The 14,382-nt window shown below is 47.7% G+C and carries 17 protein-coding genes; 5 read left to right on the forward strand and 12 right to left on the reverse strand.

The window, feature by feature from the left end; translation table 11 throughout:
- Positions 1-58 precede the first annotated feature (58 nt).
- The 4 genes from FN001_RS14325 to FN001_RS14340 all read left to right on the forward strand — a co-directional run bounded on the left by FN001_RS14325 (position 59) and on the right by FN001_RS14340 (position 3,984).
- Complete coding sequence (locus FN001_RS14325) at positions 59-1,300, forward strand: Nramp family divalent metal transporter (protein WP_142412308.1); 1,242 nt, start codon at positions 59-61, stop codon at positions 1,298-1,300.
- Between the two features lie 39 nt (positions 1,301-1,339).
- A complete protein-coding gene (gene glsA, locus FN001_RS14330) occupies positions 1,340-2,272 on the forward strand; it encodes a glutaminase A (protein ID WP_142412309.1) in 933 nt (310 codons plus the stop codon).
- 118 nt (positions 2,273-2,390) lie between these two features.
- Positions 2,391-3,383, forward strand: coding sequence for an agmatinase family protein (locus FN001_RS14335; protein WP_142412310.1), 993 nt, complete (start codon positions 2,391-2,393; stop codon positions 3,381-3,383).
- A gap of 130 nt (positions 3,384-3,513) precedes the next feature.
- Positions 3,514-3,984 carry an L-2-amino-thiazoline-4-carboxylic acid hydrolase gene (locus tag FN001_RS14340; RefSeq protein WP_142412311.1) on the forward strand — a complete coding sequence of 157 codons (471 nt, stop codon included), beginning with the start codon at positions 3,514-3,516 and terminating at the stop codon, positions 3,982-3,984.
- Between the two features lie 258 nt (positions 3,985-4,242).
- Here FN001_RS14340 and tsaB read toward each other — a convergent pair whose 3' ends face one another.
- The 5 genes from tsaB to FN001_RS14365 form a co-directional block, all read right to left on the reverse strand.
- Complete coding sequence (gene tsaB, locus FN001_RS14345; protein WP_142412312.1) at positions 4,243-4,956, reverse strand: tRNA (adenosine(37)-N6)-threonylcarbamoyltransferase complex dimerization subunit type 1 TsaB; 714 nt, start codon at positions 4,954-4,956, stop codon at positions 4,243-4,245.
- Positions 4,957-5,382 (reverse strand): tRNA (adenosine(37)-N6)-threonylcarbamoyltransferase complex ATPase subunit type 1 TsaE, encoded by a 426-nt coding sequence (gene tsaE / locus FN001_RS14350; protein ID WP_117514264.1) that lies wholly within the window; start codon positions 5,380-5,382, stop codon positions 4,957-4,959.
- Positions 5,379-5,873: a YcxB family protein gene (locus tag FN001_RS14355; protein ID WP_021905509.1), complete on the reverse strand. Its 495-nt coding sequence runs from the start codon at positions 5,871-5,873 to the stop codon at positions 5,379-5,381. Before FN001_RS14355 ends, tsaE begins: the two co-directional genes overlap by 4 nt.
- Positions 5,870-7,060, reverse strand: a complete 1,191-nt coding sequence (locus tag FN001_RS14360) for a MalY/PatB family protein (RefSeq protein WP_142412313.1) — start codon at positions 7,058-7,060, stop codon at positions 5,870-5,872. Before FN001_RS14360 ends, FN001_RS14355 begins: the two co-directional genes overlap by 4 nt.
- Positions 7,061-7,251: 191 nt before the next feature.
- Positions 7,252-9,402, reverse strand: coding sequence for a Tex family protein (locus FN001_RS14365; protein WP_142412314.1), 2,151 nt, complete (start codon positions 9,400-9,402; stop codon positions 7,252-7,254).
- A gap of 196 nt (positions 9,403-9,598) precedes the next feature.
- On the opposite strand from FN001_RS14365, the gene FN001_RS14370 reads away from it, so the two are divergent.
- Positions 9,599-10,285, forward strand: coding sequence for a hypothetical protein (locus FN001_RS14370; RefSeq protein WP_142412315.1), 687 nt, complete (start codon positions 9,599-9,601; stop codon positions 10,283-10,285).
- 199 nt (positions 10,286-10,484) lie between these two features.
- Here FN001_RS14370 and FN001_RS14375 read toward each other — a convergent pair whose 3' ends face one another.
- The 7 genes from FN001_RS14375 to infA form a co-directional block, all read right to left on the reverse strand.
- A complete protein-coding gene (locus FN001_RS14375; protein ID WP_015553821.1) occupies positions 10,485-11,021 on the reverse strand; it encodes a bL17 family ribosomal protein in 537 nt (178 codons plus the stop codon).
- 144 nt (positions 11,022-11,165) lie between these two features.
- Positions 11,166-12,128 carry a DNA-directed RNA polymerase subunit alpha gene (locus FN001_RS14380; RefSeq protein WP_118298697.1) on the reverse strand — a complete coding sequence of 321 codons (963 nt, stop codon included), beginning with the start codon at positions 12,126-12,128 and terminating at the stop codon, positions 11,166-11,168.
- A gap of 110 nt (positions 12,129-12,238) precedes the next feature.
- Positions 12,239-12,832 (reverse strand): 30S ribosomal protein S4, encoded by a 594-nt coding sequence (rpsD, locus tag FN001_RS14385; RefSeq protein ID WP_015553822.1) that lies wholly within the window; start codon positions 12,830-12,832, stop codon positions 12,239-12,241.
- A 15-nt stretch (positions 12,833-12,847) separates the two neighbouring features.
- Positions 12,848-13,249: a 30S ribosomal protein S11 gene (gene rpsK, locus FN001_RS14390; RefSeq protein WP_015553823.1), complete on the reverse strand. Its 402-nt coding sequence runs from the start codon at positions 13,247-13,249 to the stop codon at positions 12,848-12,850.
- A gap of 87 nt (positions 13,250-13,336) precedes the next feature.
- Positions 13,337-13,705: a 30S ribosomal protein S13 gene (gene rpsM, locus FN001_RS14395; RefSeq protein WP_015553824.1), complete on the reverse strand. Its 369-nt coding sequence runs from the start codon at positions 13,703-13,705 to the stop codon at positions 13,337-13,339.
- A gap of 108 nt (positions 13,706-13,813) precedes the next feature.
- Positions 13,814-13,927, reverse strand: coding sequence for a 50S ribosomal protein L36 (gene rpmJ, locus FN001_RS14400; RefSeq protein ID WP_003022746.1), 114 nt, complete (start codon positions 13,925-13,927; stop codon positions 13,814-13,816).
- Between the two features lie 232 nt (positions 13,928-14,159).
- On the reverse strand, positions 14,160-14,378 hold the full coding sequence (gene infA, locus FN001_RS14405) for a translation initiation factor IF-1 (RefSeq protein WP_015553825.1): 219 nt from the start codon (positions 14,376-14,378) through the stop codon (positions 14,160-14,162).
- Positions 14,379-14,382 lie beyond the last annotated feature (4 nt).

Below are 14,382 nucleotides of genomic sequence, written 5' to 3' on the forward strand. Positions count from 1 at the left end.
TTTTTCGGCCGAATAAATAGAACATTCATATCACTCAACTAAAAAAGGAGGAAAACGCATGGTGAATTCCAATAATGTCACTCGTAAATTTACTATGAAAGAAAAACTTGCTTCCCTTGGTCCCGGCTTCGTGATCGTGGGATCATTCATCGGTCCCGGAACCGTAACAAGCTGTACACTGGCAGGTGCAACTTACGGTTTCACACTTTTCTGGTGTGTTGTCTTTTCCGTTATCGCAGTTATCGTCATGCAGGGTATGGCGGCAAGGATCGGCATCATCACTCAGGAAGGTCTTGCAGAAAACATGAAGCATGACTTTGCTGACCGTCCGCTTCTTCGAAACATTTTATGTGGTCTTGTCATCATTGCGATCACCATCGGCGGACTCGCATATATGGGCGGCAACCTTACCGGAACGGCAATGGGAGCCAGTGCACTGACCGGTGTTCCGACAAGAATCATGGCTCCGGTCTTAGGCGTTATCGTTCTGATCGTTCTCCTCTTTGTCGGTGATGCCGTGAAATATCTGGAAAAGCTTTTAAGTGTATGTGTCACTTTAATGGCAATCGTCTTTCTTATGACAATGCTCATTGTTCGTCCTGATTTCGGCGAACTGCTCCGCGGCTGCATCCCGACAGTCCCGAAGGGCGGACTGATGACATGTCTTTCCCTCATTGGAACGACAGTTGTTCCGTACAACATGTTCCTGCATGCTGCAAGCGCCCAGAGAACATGGCATACAAAGGAAGAACTTCCGCTCTGTATGTTTGGCACAACCGTACCGATGATCATCGGCGGTGTTATCACAGGTTCCATTATGATCACATCAGCAGTGGTTATGCGCGGCATGAGCGTTAACAACGCAATGGATATGGCTGTACAGCTTGAAGGTACACTCGGACGTTTCGCTCAGCCTTTCATGGCATTAGGACTTCTCTCCGCAGGTATTTCCAGTGCTCTCTGCTCTCCGATCAGTGTCTCTTACGTATTAGCCGGACTTTTTGACTGGAAGACAGATGGCTCCGATAAACGTTTCTTAGGAACAAGCGCAATCATTCTGATCGTCGGAATTATTATTTCCGCAATCGGTACCAACCCGTTAGCACTGATCATGACTGCTCAGGCTGTAAATGGAATCGCACTCCCGGTCGTTGTAGGTGTTACTCTTTACCTTGCAAGCCGTCAGAGAATTATGGGTGAATATAAGAACTCCATGCTCCAGAACATTATCGGCCTGATGATCTTTGCGATCTCACTGATCCTTGGTATTTCAAGTTTTATCGGTGTTTTTGCCGGTTAAAGCATTAACACATACATGCACATGAGAAGAGGTGAACATATGCTGGAGGAAGTTGCGAGAGATGCCTGGGAGTATGGACGAAAATTCCTGCTGCAGGGAAAGGTCGCAGATTACATACCTGAGCTTGGGAAAGCAAATCCAGTACATTTTGGACTATGTATTAAAACAGAAGATGGCCGTCATATCGAATTTGGGGATTCCGAACGCCGTTTTACTATACAGAGTATCTGTAAAATCGTTTCCCTCGCAGCAGCACTGCAATATATCGGTGAAGAAAAGGTCTTTAAGAATGTGATGATGGAACCATCCGGGGATGCGTTCAATTCAATCTTAAAGCTTGACACAGCGAGCAACCGCCCGTTCAATCCAATGATCAACGCGGGAGCCATTGAAGTTGTAAGCCTTCTGGCCGGGCGCTTCTCTTTCGAACAGATGCTGGAATTTATCCGCACCTTATGTAATGACAATGAGATCGTTCTGGATGAGTCCGTTTATCGCTCCGAAAAGGCGACCGGTGACAGAAACCGGGCGATCGGATATCTGTTAAAGAGCAAGGGCGTGTTAAAGGGGGATGTTCTCCAGACGCTGGATCTCTACTTTAAGCTCTGTTCCTTGAGTGTAAATGCAAGATCATTATCAGAATTAGGCCTTCTTCTTGCAAACGGAGGTATTTCCACAACTACCGGAAAACGCCTTCTCGACAAAAAAGTCGTCCGAACATTAAAAACCCTTATGCTGACCTGCGGCATGTACGACCGTTCCGGGGAATTTGCCGTCCGCGTGGGAATCCCATCCAAAAGCGGTGTCGGCGGCGGAATCCTGTCCTGTGTGGGAGGCCGTATGGGAATTGGAATCTATGGACCGGCACTTGACGAAAAAGGCAACAGCATCGGCGGCGGATATACACTGGAATATCTCTCTGAACATTTGAATCTTCACATCCTTGATTCCGCCGATGAAAAAGAAGCATAAAATTAAGTCTTTTAATGCGACATATACAGTTTTCATGTAACTGTTGACTGCTTCATAACCATAAGTAAAAAAATGCCCTCGACAATGGGGCAATTGAGCAAAGAAAGGAAATAACATTATGAGAAACAGCAAACCAACTATTTATGATCCGGCGTTTTTACCAAACAACATTTACAGCGGAGTTCCGTCCTGGCTGAATCTTCCGGTTCTTGAAAATGAAAGTGAACTTTCCTCCATGGATGCCGTTGTCACCGGTGTTCCGTGGGAAGGCGGATGCACGATCGGCGGATACTCTTCCTGTACAGAAGGACCGAAAGCAATCCGTTCTGTATCGATCCGTTATACCGGCTATCTTCCGGACTTTGACCTTGATGCATTCGATTACTTAAAAGTCGGTGATTTCGGCGATGTCGCATGCAGAAACGGTGATTATCCGCTCACCTTTGCAGCGATCAGAGAAAGAATCGGCCAGATTGAAGAGGCAGGCGCTCTCCCGATCACCTTCGGCGGCGATCATGGAATTGCATATCCGATCATCAGTGAGATTGCAAAACGTCATCCAAAGAGAGTCGGCGTTCTCCATATTGATGCCCATCTTGACAATTACTCCATCTTTGGTGATGATGAATATTCCCGTTGCTCTCCGTTCTATCAGCTTTACAATGATCCGAATATGGATTCCACAAAAATCGTACACATCGGTATCCGCGGACCGCGTAACCATAAAGAGGAATTTGCAAACGCAAAAAAATACGGTGCGACTGTGATTCTCGCAAGAGAGATCAAAGAAAACGGCTGGAAAGAATCCATCCGAAAAGCAATTGAGATCGCCTCAAAAGATACCGATCTGATGTATATCACCGTTTGTTCAGACTGCCTTGACGCAGCGAGCATGCCGCAGGGGCCGCAGGATATGTGTGGCTTAACATCTTATGAATTATGCATGATGCTTCACGAAGCCGGACTCGCAGGTGCAAAGGGCATGGATTTCGTGGAGATCTATCCAGATACTCTGAGCTACCAGACCGCTGCACACGATGCATGCTGGGCAACCCTCTATTATCTGAATGGACTTGCAGAGAGAAAGAAAAACGAGAGCGAACAGAAATAGCTTCTGAAAGACGCAGCAGTTCAGCCAATCCGTGGTCGGACTGCTGCTTTTTTATAAAAAGAAACAAAAAATCAATTTTCTTACCGGTCTGTAGCAGCCGGGACTTTGTACACATGAAGGAGGAAACCATATGAAGACAATTTACGATGTACCGATCATTTTGAGAAGAGAAATTGAAGCGCTTATGGTCAAGCCATTTATCGATGCGTTTGAAAAGGAACTCGGACATGAAAAAACATATGAGATCGTAAAAAAAGTCATCTACGACATCGCCTTTAAAGAAGGTCAGGAATATGCGGAGCTCTTCGGAAGAAATGACCTGCAGGCGATCCGTATGCAGATGGAACCCTGGTCATCGAACGGTGCCTTAAACCTTGCATGGAGTGGAGACGGAGAAAAACATCTTTGTGAAGATGTTCTGGAATGTCAGTATGTTGCCATGTATGAACGTATCGGTATGAAGGATCTCGGAGCTGTCTTATCCTGCGGACGCGATGAACCGTTTTATAAAGGCATGAATTCCAAGATCAAAATGACACGAACAAGAACTCTGATGCAGGACGGCAAATGCTGTGATTTTGTATTTGATCTGGAGGAATAGCTGTGAACGTTCTGAAATTCGTAAAAGCGAAAAATGACTATCTCGGCAAGATCGAGGGCGGTGGACTTTCTTGAAAATTCAAATAACGAATGATATCATATTCCCCTATATACCCCCATTCCTTGCCGGGGAAATTTTCAGAATTCCATGACAGTTAAAAAGTGGGACTACTTCACCGACGCTTTGCTCGCCGGACAGCAATCCCACTTTTTATTTATTGATTTCTCTGTATATGATTTTTATTATTTTTGCGAAATATCAGGCGTTCTTTTCCTTCTCTTCTCTCTCCTCGCGCTCCCGCTCCGCCTGGGATTTTCTCAGATAGTCCGGCTTATGCTCCATGGCGGTCTCTGTCTTTCCTTCCGCAAAGTAGACAGCACCCAGTGCAGCCACAGAAGCGGCTCTCTGGCGGTTTACATGCGCCGGGGCAAGATCGTAAGGCACGGTCATTTTCTCCCGGATCTGCTTTTCGTAGACCGGCACACCGTCACCTAAGAAGATCACGCGCTCGCCCATCGCGTTCAGTTTTTCGATCAGCTCGCCCATATCCATCGCATCCTGATCCATCACGGTCTCAAATTTCTTCTCAAAGCGATAGATTCCCGTGTAGACCTGGTTTCTTCTCGCATCCATGATCGGACAGATCAGTCCGGATGCACCGAACAGGTTGTACGCTGTCGCGTCAAGCGTCGGAACATGGATCAGCGGCTTATTTAATGCCAGTCCAAGTCCCTTCGCCGTCGCAGAGCCGATCCTGAGTCCCGTAAAGGATCCCGGACCGCCTGACACCGCGATCGCATCGATCGTGTTCAGATCGATCCCGACAAGTTTTACCATCTCATCGATCATCGGCAGCAGAGTCTGTGAATGGGTCATCTTGAAATCCACCGTATATTCCGCCATCGTGATCCCATCCTCATAGATGGCCGTCGATGCCACCAGTGAGGAGCTCTCAATTCCTAAAATCCGCATCTATTTGTCCTCCACCGTGATCTTTCTGTAATCAAAACCTTTCTCCAGGTTCTTTTCGATCGTGACGGTCTTCACATGTTCCGGCAGGATCTCCTCGATCATGTTGGACCACTCGATGAGCGTCACACCTTCCCCGTAGAAGCAGTCTTCGTATCCGACTTCATCCATCTCGCTGATGTCGCCGATCCGGTACACATCGAAATGGTACAGCGGCATTCTTCCGCTGTCATACTGCTGGACGATCGTGAAGGTCGGGCTGTTTACCGGCTCCGTGATTCCGAGTCCCTCAGCAAAGCCCTTCGTAAAAACTGTTTTCCCGACGCCAAGATCGCCGTTCAGACAGATCACTTCGCCCGGCTTTGCCTGTTCCCCAAGCATTTTTCCAAAGGCGAAGGTCTCCTCCGGTGCATTTGTTTCCTTTATCATGCCTTTAATCCTTTCGTCTTCTTCGGCGGAAGATTCCGCTTGCAGAAATCAACAAACTCCTGCTTTCTCCCTTCAATGGACCGGAATGGCACAAGATATCCGTTTGTCGGTCCGACCTTGATGATATACATATTCGGGATCCGAACGACTTTCCAGATCTGATCCCATTTCAACTCTCCGGTCACACCGGCCTGTTCGACCCCGATCTGCTCATCCGAAACGTCAAGATTGATCGGCGTTGAGTATCCGGTCGTTTTCGCATGCGCCTTTGCCTTCATCCAGATCATGATCGGCTGGACAAACACAAAAAGGATGATACAGCCCAAAAGCATGACTCTCTGCATCACTGCCACTGAGCTCCATGCGTATCCGAGAATCCCGATGACCAGGATCAGGAACACGAATGTAAAGATCCCGGCAAATCCCGAATACGCGCTGTACATGGAGAAATCAAAAATATCTCTCGCTGTCATTTTTACCTGAATTTTCATACCAGTTTTTCCTCTTCAAATGCCGTCCGGATCCGGTTCATACACTCCTCGATGACGCTGCGCGGGGAAGCGACGTTGATGCGCTCAAATCCGCGTCCCTCCTCACCGAAGATATATCCCTCATCCAGAGCGACCTTTGCTTTCTTCTGCATCAGTTCTTCCAGTTTTTTCTCATTCCGGTCAACGTATCCGTTGAGATCAAGCCACGCGAGGTAGGTTCCCTCCGCCTTGACGAGATGAGCCTTCGGAAGATATTTCTTTAAATATTCGTCGATATACGCGAAGTTTCCATCCAGATAGTCCTTCAGCTGCTCCAGCCACTCTTCCCCCTCTGTGTAGGCCGCGATCATCGCCGTCATGCCCAGAGCGGAAGCGCCATCCATGGACAGGCTGCCATTCACATAGTCTTTCCATTTTTTCTGAAGTTCCTTATTGTGGATCACGATATTGGAGGTCTTCATTCCGGCAAGGTTGAAGGTCTTGCTCGGCGCCGTGCAGACAACGATCCGGTCCGCATACTCCGGAGCCACATTCATGATCGGTATGAACGTCACGCCACGGCGGATCAGGTCGCAGTGGATCTCATCGCAGATGATCCATTTGTCGTACTTTTTACAGATCTCAACCGTCTTTTTAAGCTCGTCCTCCGTCCAGACACGGCCTGTCGGGTTATGCGGACTGCATACCACGAGAACCTTGTTTGCCGGGTCCTCCATCTTCTTATCGAGATCCTCAAAGTCGATCCGGTAAGCACCGTTCTCATAGATCAGCGCGTTGTCCACCGGAATGCGGCCGTTGCTGTTGGCCTTATTCGTAAATGGATAGTAGATTGGGCGCTGGAGGACGATCCCGTCCCCCGGTTCCGTGAGGAGGTTGATGAGCGCTGCATAGGCAGCCACAACGCCCGGACAGAAAAACAGGTTCTCTCTGCTCTCCTCCCAGCCATAGCGCTTCTTCATCCAGCCTGTCACAGCATCCATGCACTCGTCCGCATCGTACATGGTGTATCCGAAGATTTTCCGGTCGATCCGCTCATGGAGAGCCTTTAAGATCGGTTCTGCGCAGGCAAAGTCCATATCTGCCACCCAGAGGGCGAGGGAATCTTTGTCAGCTCCCTTCGGCAGACGTTCAACTTTCATTGCATGGGTTCCCTTACGGTCGATCACTTCATCAAAATTATACTTCATGACTGACTCCTCCATTTCTTCGGCTCGCCGGAATATTCTCCGTCTGTCCCGTGTATTCCTTTTTATCTGGTTCGTCTCCTTAAAAGCCTTATATCTCTGGCATTCCTACGCTAAAATCAGTTTCTTCCTGCCGCAGGGATTTCAGGACTTTTCCGCCAATTAAATATTCCTTCATATCGACAATTTAGAATTTATTCCTCGTCCAATATCATAGATAAGGAAATTCTTTTCTTCGCCATATCCACTCCGAGAACCTTCACCTCAACGATATCCCCTACGCTGACCGCCTCAAGCGGATGCTTGATGTACTTCTTGGAAAGCTGGGAAATGTGCACAAGACCGTCCTGATGGACACCGATATCTACGAAAGCGCCGAAATCAATGACGTTTCTGACGGTTCCCTTTAAGATCATTCCCGGTTTTAAGTCCTTCATATCGAGGACATCCGTTCTGAGGATCGGTTTCTGCATCTCCTCACGCGGGTCTCTCGCCGGTTTTTCCAGTTCCTTTACGATATCCTTTAAGGTCTCCTCACCGACTTCCAGTTCCTCTGAGAGCTTTTTATAATCCATGATCTTCTTTGAGATCCCGGCAGCTCCGCCTTTTGTGATCTCCTCCGGCTCCACATGGACACGTTTTAACAATTCCATCGCCGCCTTGTAGGACTCTGGATGCACAGACGTTCCGTCAAGTGGATTATCCCCACCGGCAATTCTCATAAATCCGGCGCACTGCTCGAACGCCTTCGGGCCGAGCTTTGCGACCTTTAAGAGCTGGCGGCGGTTTGTGAATGCACCGTTCTCCTCACGGTAAGCGACAATATTTTTCGCGATCATCTTTGACACGCCGGAGATGTACTCCAAAAGGGATGCCGATGCTGTGTTCAGGTCAACTCCAACCTTGTTTACGCAGTCCTCCACAACATTCCCGAGCGCCTCACCGAGGTGTTTCTGGTTCATATCATGCTGATACTGACCGACGCCGATGGCCTTCGGATCGATCTTTACAAGCTCTGCAAGCGGGTCCTGGAGACGTCTCGCGATGGAGACAGCACTTCTCTGACCTACATCAAATTTCGGGAATTCCTCTGTCGCAAGCTTGCTGGCAGAATATACGGAAGCTCCCGCCTCGTTTACGATCACATACTGGACGTGTTCCGGGATCTCCTTGATAAACTCCGCGATGATCTGCTCAGACTCTCTGGAAGCAGTTCCGTTTCCGACGGAGATCAGGGAGATCTGATATTTCTCGATCAGCTTCTTTAAGGTCTTTTTCGCGTCCTCGACCTTATTCTGCGGTGCGGTCGGATAGATCACAACGGTATCGAGGACTTTTCCGGTCGCATCAACGACAGCCAGCTTACAGCCGGTACGGAACGCCGGGTCCCATCCAAGAACAACGCGTCCGGCGATCGGAGGCTGCATGAGAAGCTGTTCCAGGTTCTTTCCGAATACCTGGATCGCGCCGTCCTCCGCCTTTTCCGTCATGAGATTTCTGACCTCACGCTCGATCGCCGGAGCGATCAGACGGTTATAGCTGTCCGCGATCACTTCCTGCAGGATCGGAGTTGTCACCGGGTTTTCTCTCGTGATCACCATCTTGTTCAGATAGCGCAGGATTTTCTCCTCCGGAGCCACGATCTTTACAGTCAGGATCTTTTCCTTCTCGCCGCGGTTTAAGGCGAGGATCCTGTGTCCTGCACACTTTCTCACGAGCTCCTCGTGGTGATAGTACATCTCATAGACAGATTCTGTCTTCTCATCCTTTGCCTCGGAGACGATCGATCCCTCTTCCTTCGTCACGTTTCGGATATAGGCGCGGTATTTCGCAACCTCGGAGATCCGCTCCGCGAGGATATCCTTTGCGCCGTCGATCGCTGCTTTCACGTTCGCAACGCCTTTTTCCTCTGATACATACGGGGCCGCAAGAGTCTCGATCGGCTCCTTCGCCATCTGCAGCATAATCGTATCGGCAAGCGGCTCAAGTCCTCTTTCCTTTGCAACGCTTGCTCTCGTCTTTCTCTTCGGGCGGAACGGAAGATATAAGTCCTCGACCGCCACCATCGTCTCAGCATCCTCGATCTTTTTCTTCAGATCAGCGGTAAGTTTTCCCTGATCTTCGATCGCCGCGAGGACCTGGGTCTTACGGTCTTCCAGTCCGCGCAGATATTTTAATCGTTCATCCAGGTTTCTTAATATCTCATCGTTTAAGGAACCGGTTACTTCTTTCCGGTATCTGGCAATAAACGGAATCGTGTTTCCCTCATCGATCAGATTTACGGCTGCCTCGATCTGGCTCCGTTTTACCCCTAATTCCGCTGTCAGTACGCCTAAAATGTCCATGTTGTTTCTCCTTCTGGTTCTTCCCCGGACGGCTCCAGGCTGCCGGAGATGTCAATCTCCATTATAATTCAATCCATCCTCTTATGCAACTTAAATGTGGACATGCGCGGCGTTTCATGTTAAACTATACGGTAACTGTTCCGTGTCATTTTTCCGCGGCGCGGACAAGTTTCACATACATTTAGGAGGAATTTTCATGACAGATTACGACGATCAGAATTCATCTGAATATAAAGACCAAACCACTGAAACAGCTCCTGCAGAACAGACCGGTCAGCAGATTTCATCCCCGGCAGACGGACAGGATACAAACCAGCAGTCCCCGGACAATAGGCAGATGTCTCCTCAGAATAATGGACAGGATCCCTACTGGCAGAACCCAAACAGCCAGCAGATCCCTCCTCAGAACAACGGACAGAATCCTTATTGGCAGAACCCAAACAGCCAGCAGATCCCTCCTCAGAACAACGGACAGAATCCTTACTGGCAGAACCCAAACAACCAGCAGATTCCTCCTCAGTATAACGGGCAGCCGCCCTACTGGCAGGATCAGCCGCAGCGCCCAAGACGCGAGAAAAACTCATTTGCAGCGATGTCCCTGATCAGCGGTATCTTCGCGATCCTGACGCTCTGCTGTTTCGCATTCCCAGTTGCGATCATCTGCGGAGTCGGCGCGATCTGTTTCGCGATCATCTCCAAACGCGGGCAGGCATTCCGCGGAACAGCCATCGCAGGCATTATTCTCGGTGTGATCGCCATTCTCCTCGGTGTCGGTGAATTCTTTTATGTTCTGACGATCACCAACTTGATGAAGGACCCGGCCAACGCGGCAGCTTTCAACCAGTTCTTTGAACAGTTTCAGCAGCAGTTCGGGATCAATTAATCTTTTGTTTCAAAAGCCGGTTGATCACCTTTTATGGCAATCGAAAAGCCACTGTTCCCTTCCATCGATCACAAAAAGATCGCGGAAGAAGAACAGTGGCTTTCCTTTTTTCCATATGACGCAAAAAAACCGGCAGAACACGCATAAAACGTATTCCACCGGTCTTAAGTTCTGCCGTACGGCTAATTGCTATACAGAATTAAACGAGCTCGATCAGAACTGCCATAGCACCGTCGCCCTTACGCTGACCGATCTTGATGATTCTTGTGTAACCACCGTTACGGGAAGCGTACTTCGGAGCGATCTCGTTGAACAGCTTGTTTGTAAGATCAACTTTCTTTGTGTTTTTCTTCTTACCAGCTGCTGCTGTCGGAACTTCTGTTACGTCATAAAGAGCTTTTACCATCTGTCTTCTTGCATGAAGTCTGGACGGCATGTCCTTCTTGATTTCCTTCTCAACTTCGTCGTATACAGTAACTTTCTTACCGTCAACAACTTCTTTTACTCTCTTGCCGTCAGCGTCCTTGCGGGCAACTTTAGCAGTAACTTTTACAGTCTCGAAGTTATCTTTCTCTTTTACTGCAAGAGCGATCAGGCTCTCAACGATCTTTCTTACTTCTTTAGCTCTAGCCTCAGTTGTAACGATCTTTCCATGATATAAAAGGTTTGTAGCCTGGATTCTAAGTAATGCTTTTCTCTGACTGGAAGTTCTTCCGAGTTTTCTATAACCTGCCATGATTTAATTCTCCTCCATTTGTGGAACAGCCGCCCACGCATCTTTGGACTTACTGGACTGCCGCCTTTTTCTCCATAATGAGTCGCTCTACGCCCGTCCGTGCTTCTTTGGACTTACCATCCGGGTGTGTATCACAACTAAATTTTACTGTTCGTCACTGGAATTGAGCTGTAAGCCCAGTTCTTTTAACTTTGCAAGTACTTCCTCGAGGGACTTACGACCAAGGTTTCTAACCTTCATCATATCCTCAGATGTACGGCTGCAAAGCTCTTCAACGGTATTGATACCGGCTCTCTTGAGACAGTTGTAGGAACGAACGGATAACTCCAGCTCGTCAATGTTCATCTCAAGAACTTTCTCTTTCTCGTTGTTCTCCTTTTCAACCATAACCTCTGCAGTCTTTGCATTCTCAGAGAGGTCGATGAAGAGATTCAGATGCTCGCTTAAAACTTTAGCAGCAAGGCTGACTGCCTCGTCCGGATCAAGTGTTCCGTTTGTGTAGATCTCAAGTGTGAGCTTATCGTAGTCTGTCTGCTGACCAACACGGGTGTTCTCAACGGACATGTTGACACGCTCAACCGGTGTGTAAATGGAATCTACAGCGAGAACTCCGATCGGAAGATCGTCGCTCTTGTTCTTATCAGCGCTCACGTAGCCACGGCCGTTGGTGATCGTAAGTTCCATGTAGAACTTGCTGTCTGCACCGCCGCTTAATGTTGCGATCACCTGATCCGGGTTGAGGATCTCGATGTCAGCATCTGTCTGAATGTCAGATGCGTGGATCACGCCCTCGCCCTCGAACTCGATGTACGCAGTCTTCGGCTCGTTTGTATCGCTGTTGTTCTTAATTGCTAAGCTCTTGATGTTCATGATGATCTCAGTTACATCTTCCTTAACGCCGGAGATGGAGCTGAACTCATGAAGTACACCATCAATTTTCACCTGGCTGACAGCAGAACCCGGTAAAGAAGAAAGCATGATTCTTCTCAGGGAATTTCCCAGAGTTGTGCCGTAACCCCTCTCAAGCGGTTCTACGACAAACTTTCCGTATCTTTTATCTTCGGAAATCTCAGCAATCTCAATGTTTGGTTTCTCAAAATCGAACACAAAAAGCCCCTCCTTTTGGGTATGCTTTGACAAATGCCACGGAGCATTTTAGAACACAAAGCATCCGGCCGAAAAATGGCCAGATACTTTGTAAAAACCGCTCCGGTGAATTATTTGGAGTATAACTCGACGATGAGCATCTCGTTTACAGGAACGTCGATTTCTTCTCTTGTCGGAAGAGTTTTGATCTCGCCCTTTAAGTTCTCATGGTCAGACTCTAACCATGCCGGAACAAGACGACCAGCTGTGGTCTCGAGAACCAGCTTGTAGTGGTTGTCGCCTTTGTTCTTTTCTCTGATCTCAACAACATCGCCAGCCTTTACAAGGTAGGACGGGATGTTTACGCACTTGCCGTTTACAAGAACGTGCTTGTGGTCAACGATCTGTCTGGCTTCCTTTCTTGTTCTTGCGAAACCAAGACGGAAGATAACGTTGTCAAGTCTGCGCTCAAGAAGGATCATAAGGTTTTCACCTGTCTGTCCGTTTAAACGCTCAGCCTTATCGTAGTAGTTACGGAACGGCTTCTCCAGAACGCCATAGATGAACTTAGCTTTCTGTTTTTCTCTTAACTGAAGACCATACTCACTGATCTTCTTGTTTGCTCTCTTAGATTCTCTGTTGGATTTTTTATCTATTCCTAAATAAATGGGATCAAGGTCAAGGGATCTGCATCTTTTAAGAACAGGAACTCTATCAACTGCCATTTTATTTCCTCCTAATTAGACTCTTCTACGCTTTGGCGGACGGCATCCGTTGTGCGGAACCGGTGTTACGTCCTTAATGCTTGTTACTTCAAGACCACATGCCTGAAGGGCACGGATAGCAGCCTCACGGCCTGATCCCGGTCCTTTAACCATAACGTCTACGGATTTTAAACCATGTACAAGAGCTGCCTTAGTTGCAGTTTCTGCAGCCATCTGTGCTGCATATGGAGTAGATTTCCTTGAACCTCTAAATCCCAGACCGCCTGCACTTGCCCAAGATAAGGCATTACCCTGTGCATCTGTTAATGTCACGATTGTGTTGTTAAAAGATGACTGGATGTGCGCCTGTCCGCGTTCAACGTTTTTCTTTACACGCTTTTTTGTCACTTTTTTAGCAGTGGACACTTTTTTAGCCATTTTAAACTAACCTACTTTCTCATTTACTGAACCCTGTTTCCTGTCTTTAAAACATGCAACGTGATTCATAACATTTGTTACTGATTATTATTTCTTCTTGTTTGCAACAGTCTTTCTCGGACCCTTGCATGTTCTTGCGTTTGTCTTGGTCTTCTGACCACGGCAAGGAAGACTCTTTCTGTGACGAATACCTCTGTAGCATCCGATCTCCTGAAGTCTCTTGATGTTTAAAGCGATCTCACGACGTAAGTCACCTTCAACAGTCTGAGTCTCAGCGATTACTGCTGCAATGTTCTTTACTTCGTCATCGGTTAAATCCTTTACACGAGTGTCAGGATTTACACCAGCCGCAGCAAGAATACGGTCTGCACTTGCTCTACCGATACCGTAGATATAAGTTAAGCCGATTTCGACACGTTTTTCCCTTGGTAAATCAACACCTGAAATACGAGCCATGAGTGGTACCTCCATTTAAATATTGTAGAAATAGTTATTGCCGACACGACAACGCACTCTCGCGTTTCATGTCAAAGCCGCGCGAAAAATACAGGCAAATATGCGGCATCAGCCCTGTCTCTGTTTGTGCTTAGGATTTTCACAGATAATTCTGATACTGCCTTTTCTCTTAATAACCTTGCACTTCTCGCAAATCGGTTTTACTGATGATCTTACTTTCACAGTAATTCTCCTTTCCTTCGTAGTCCGCTTCCCTTACTGCCGGAAACACACCGATTCCGTGCCATCTGGAAACGGCATTACGGGTTGCTATACCTGTATAAAAAGCACCTGAAAATGGGCATAATACAAGCGTTCCAACAAAGTTCGCTTGAGCATTATAACACTTCCTTACAGGAAAATCAAGCATTTTTGCTGGTTTTCTTCAACTTTTTTCTGCCCGTCCTCAAAGATACTATTTATCTCTCCAAATGATACGTCCCTTGGATAAATCGTATGGGGACATCTCTAATGTTACCTTGTCTCCCGGAAGAATACGGATGTAGTTCATACGCAGTTTTCCGCTGATGGTTGCTAAAACCTTGTGGCCATTTTCAAGTTCAACCTGGAACATGGCATTCGGCAGTTTCTCTACAACAACGCCTTCGATCTCGATTACGTCAGCCTTAGACATAAAA

It is taken from the genome of Clostridium sp. Marseille-P7770 (assembly GCF_902143525.1).
GTDB lineage: Bacteria > Bacillota > Clostridia > Lachnospirales > Lachnospiraceae > Pilosibacter.

Coding starts and splice junctions, on each gene's coding strand:
- FN001_RS14325 (WP_142412308.1), top strand. CDS start 59: ATGGTGAATTCCAATAATGTCACTCGTAAATTTACTATGAAAGAAAAA.
- glsA (WP_142412309.1), top strand. CDS start 1,340: ATGCTGGAGGAAGTTGCGAGAGATGCCTGGGAGTATGGACGAAAATTC.
- FN001_RS14335 (WP_142412310.1), top strand. CDS start 2,391: ATGAGAAACAGCAAACCAACTATTTATGATCCGGCGTTTTTACCAAAC.
- FN001_RS14340 (WP_142412311.1), top strand. CDS start 3,514: ATGAAGACAATTTACGATGTACCGATCATTTTGAGAAGAGAAATTGAA.
- tsaB (WP_142412312.1), bottom strand. CDS start 4,956: ATGCGGATTTTAGGAATTGAGAGCTCCTCACTGGTGGCATCGACGGCC.
- tsaE (WP_117514264.1), bottom strand. CDS start 5,382: ATGATAAAGGAAACAAATGCACCGGAGGAGACCTTCGCCTTTGGAAAA.
- FN001_RS14355 (WP_021905509.1), bottom strand. CDS start 5,873: ATGAAAATTCAGGTAAAAATGACAGCGAGAGATATTTTTGATTTCTCC.
- FN001_RS14360 (WP_142412313.1), bottom strand. CDS start 7,060: ATGAAGTATAATTTTGATGAAGTGATCGACCGTAAGGGAACCCATGCA.
- FN001_RS14365 (WP_142412314.1), bottom strand. CDS start 9,402: ATGGACATTTTAGGCGTACTGACAGCGGAATTAGGGGTAAAACGGAGC.
- FN001_RS14370 (WP_142412315.1), top strand. CDS start 9,599: ATGACAGATTACGACGATCAGAATTCATCTGAATATAAAGACCAAACC.
- FN001_RS14375 (WP_015553821.1), bottom strand. CDS start 11,021: ATGGCAGGTTATAGAAAACTCGGAAGAACTTCCAGTCAGAGAAAAGCA.
- rpsD (WP_015553822.1), bottom strand. CDS start 12,832: ATGGCAGTTGATAGAGTTCCTGTTCTTAAAAGATGCAGATCCCTTGAC.
- rpsK (WP_015553823.1), bottom strand. CDS start 13,249: ATGGCTAAAAAAGTGTCCACTGCTAAAAAAGTGACAAAAAAGCGTGTA.
- rpsM (WP_015553824.1), bottom strand. CDS start 13,705: ATGGCTCGTATTTCAGGTGTTGATTTACCAAGGGAAAAACGTGTCGAA.
- infA (WP_015553825.1), bottom strand. CDS start 14,378: ATGTCTAAGGCTGACGTAATCGAGATCGAAGGCGTTGTTGTAGAGAAA.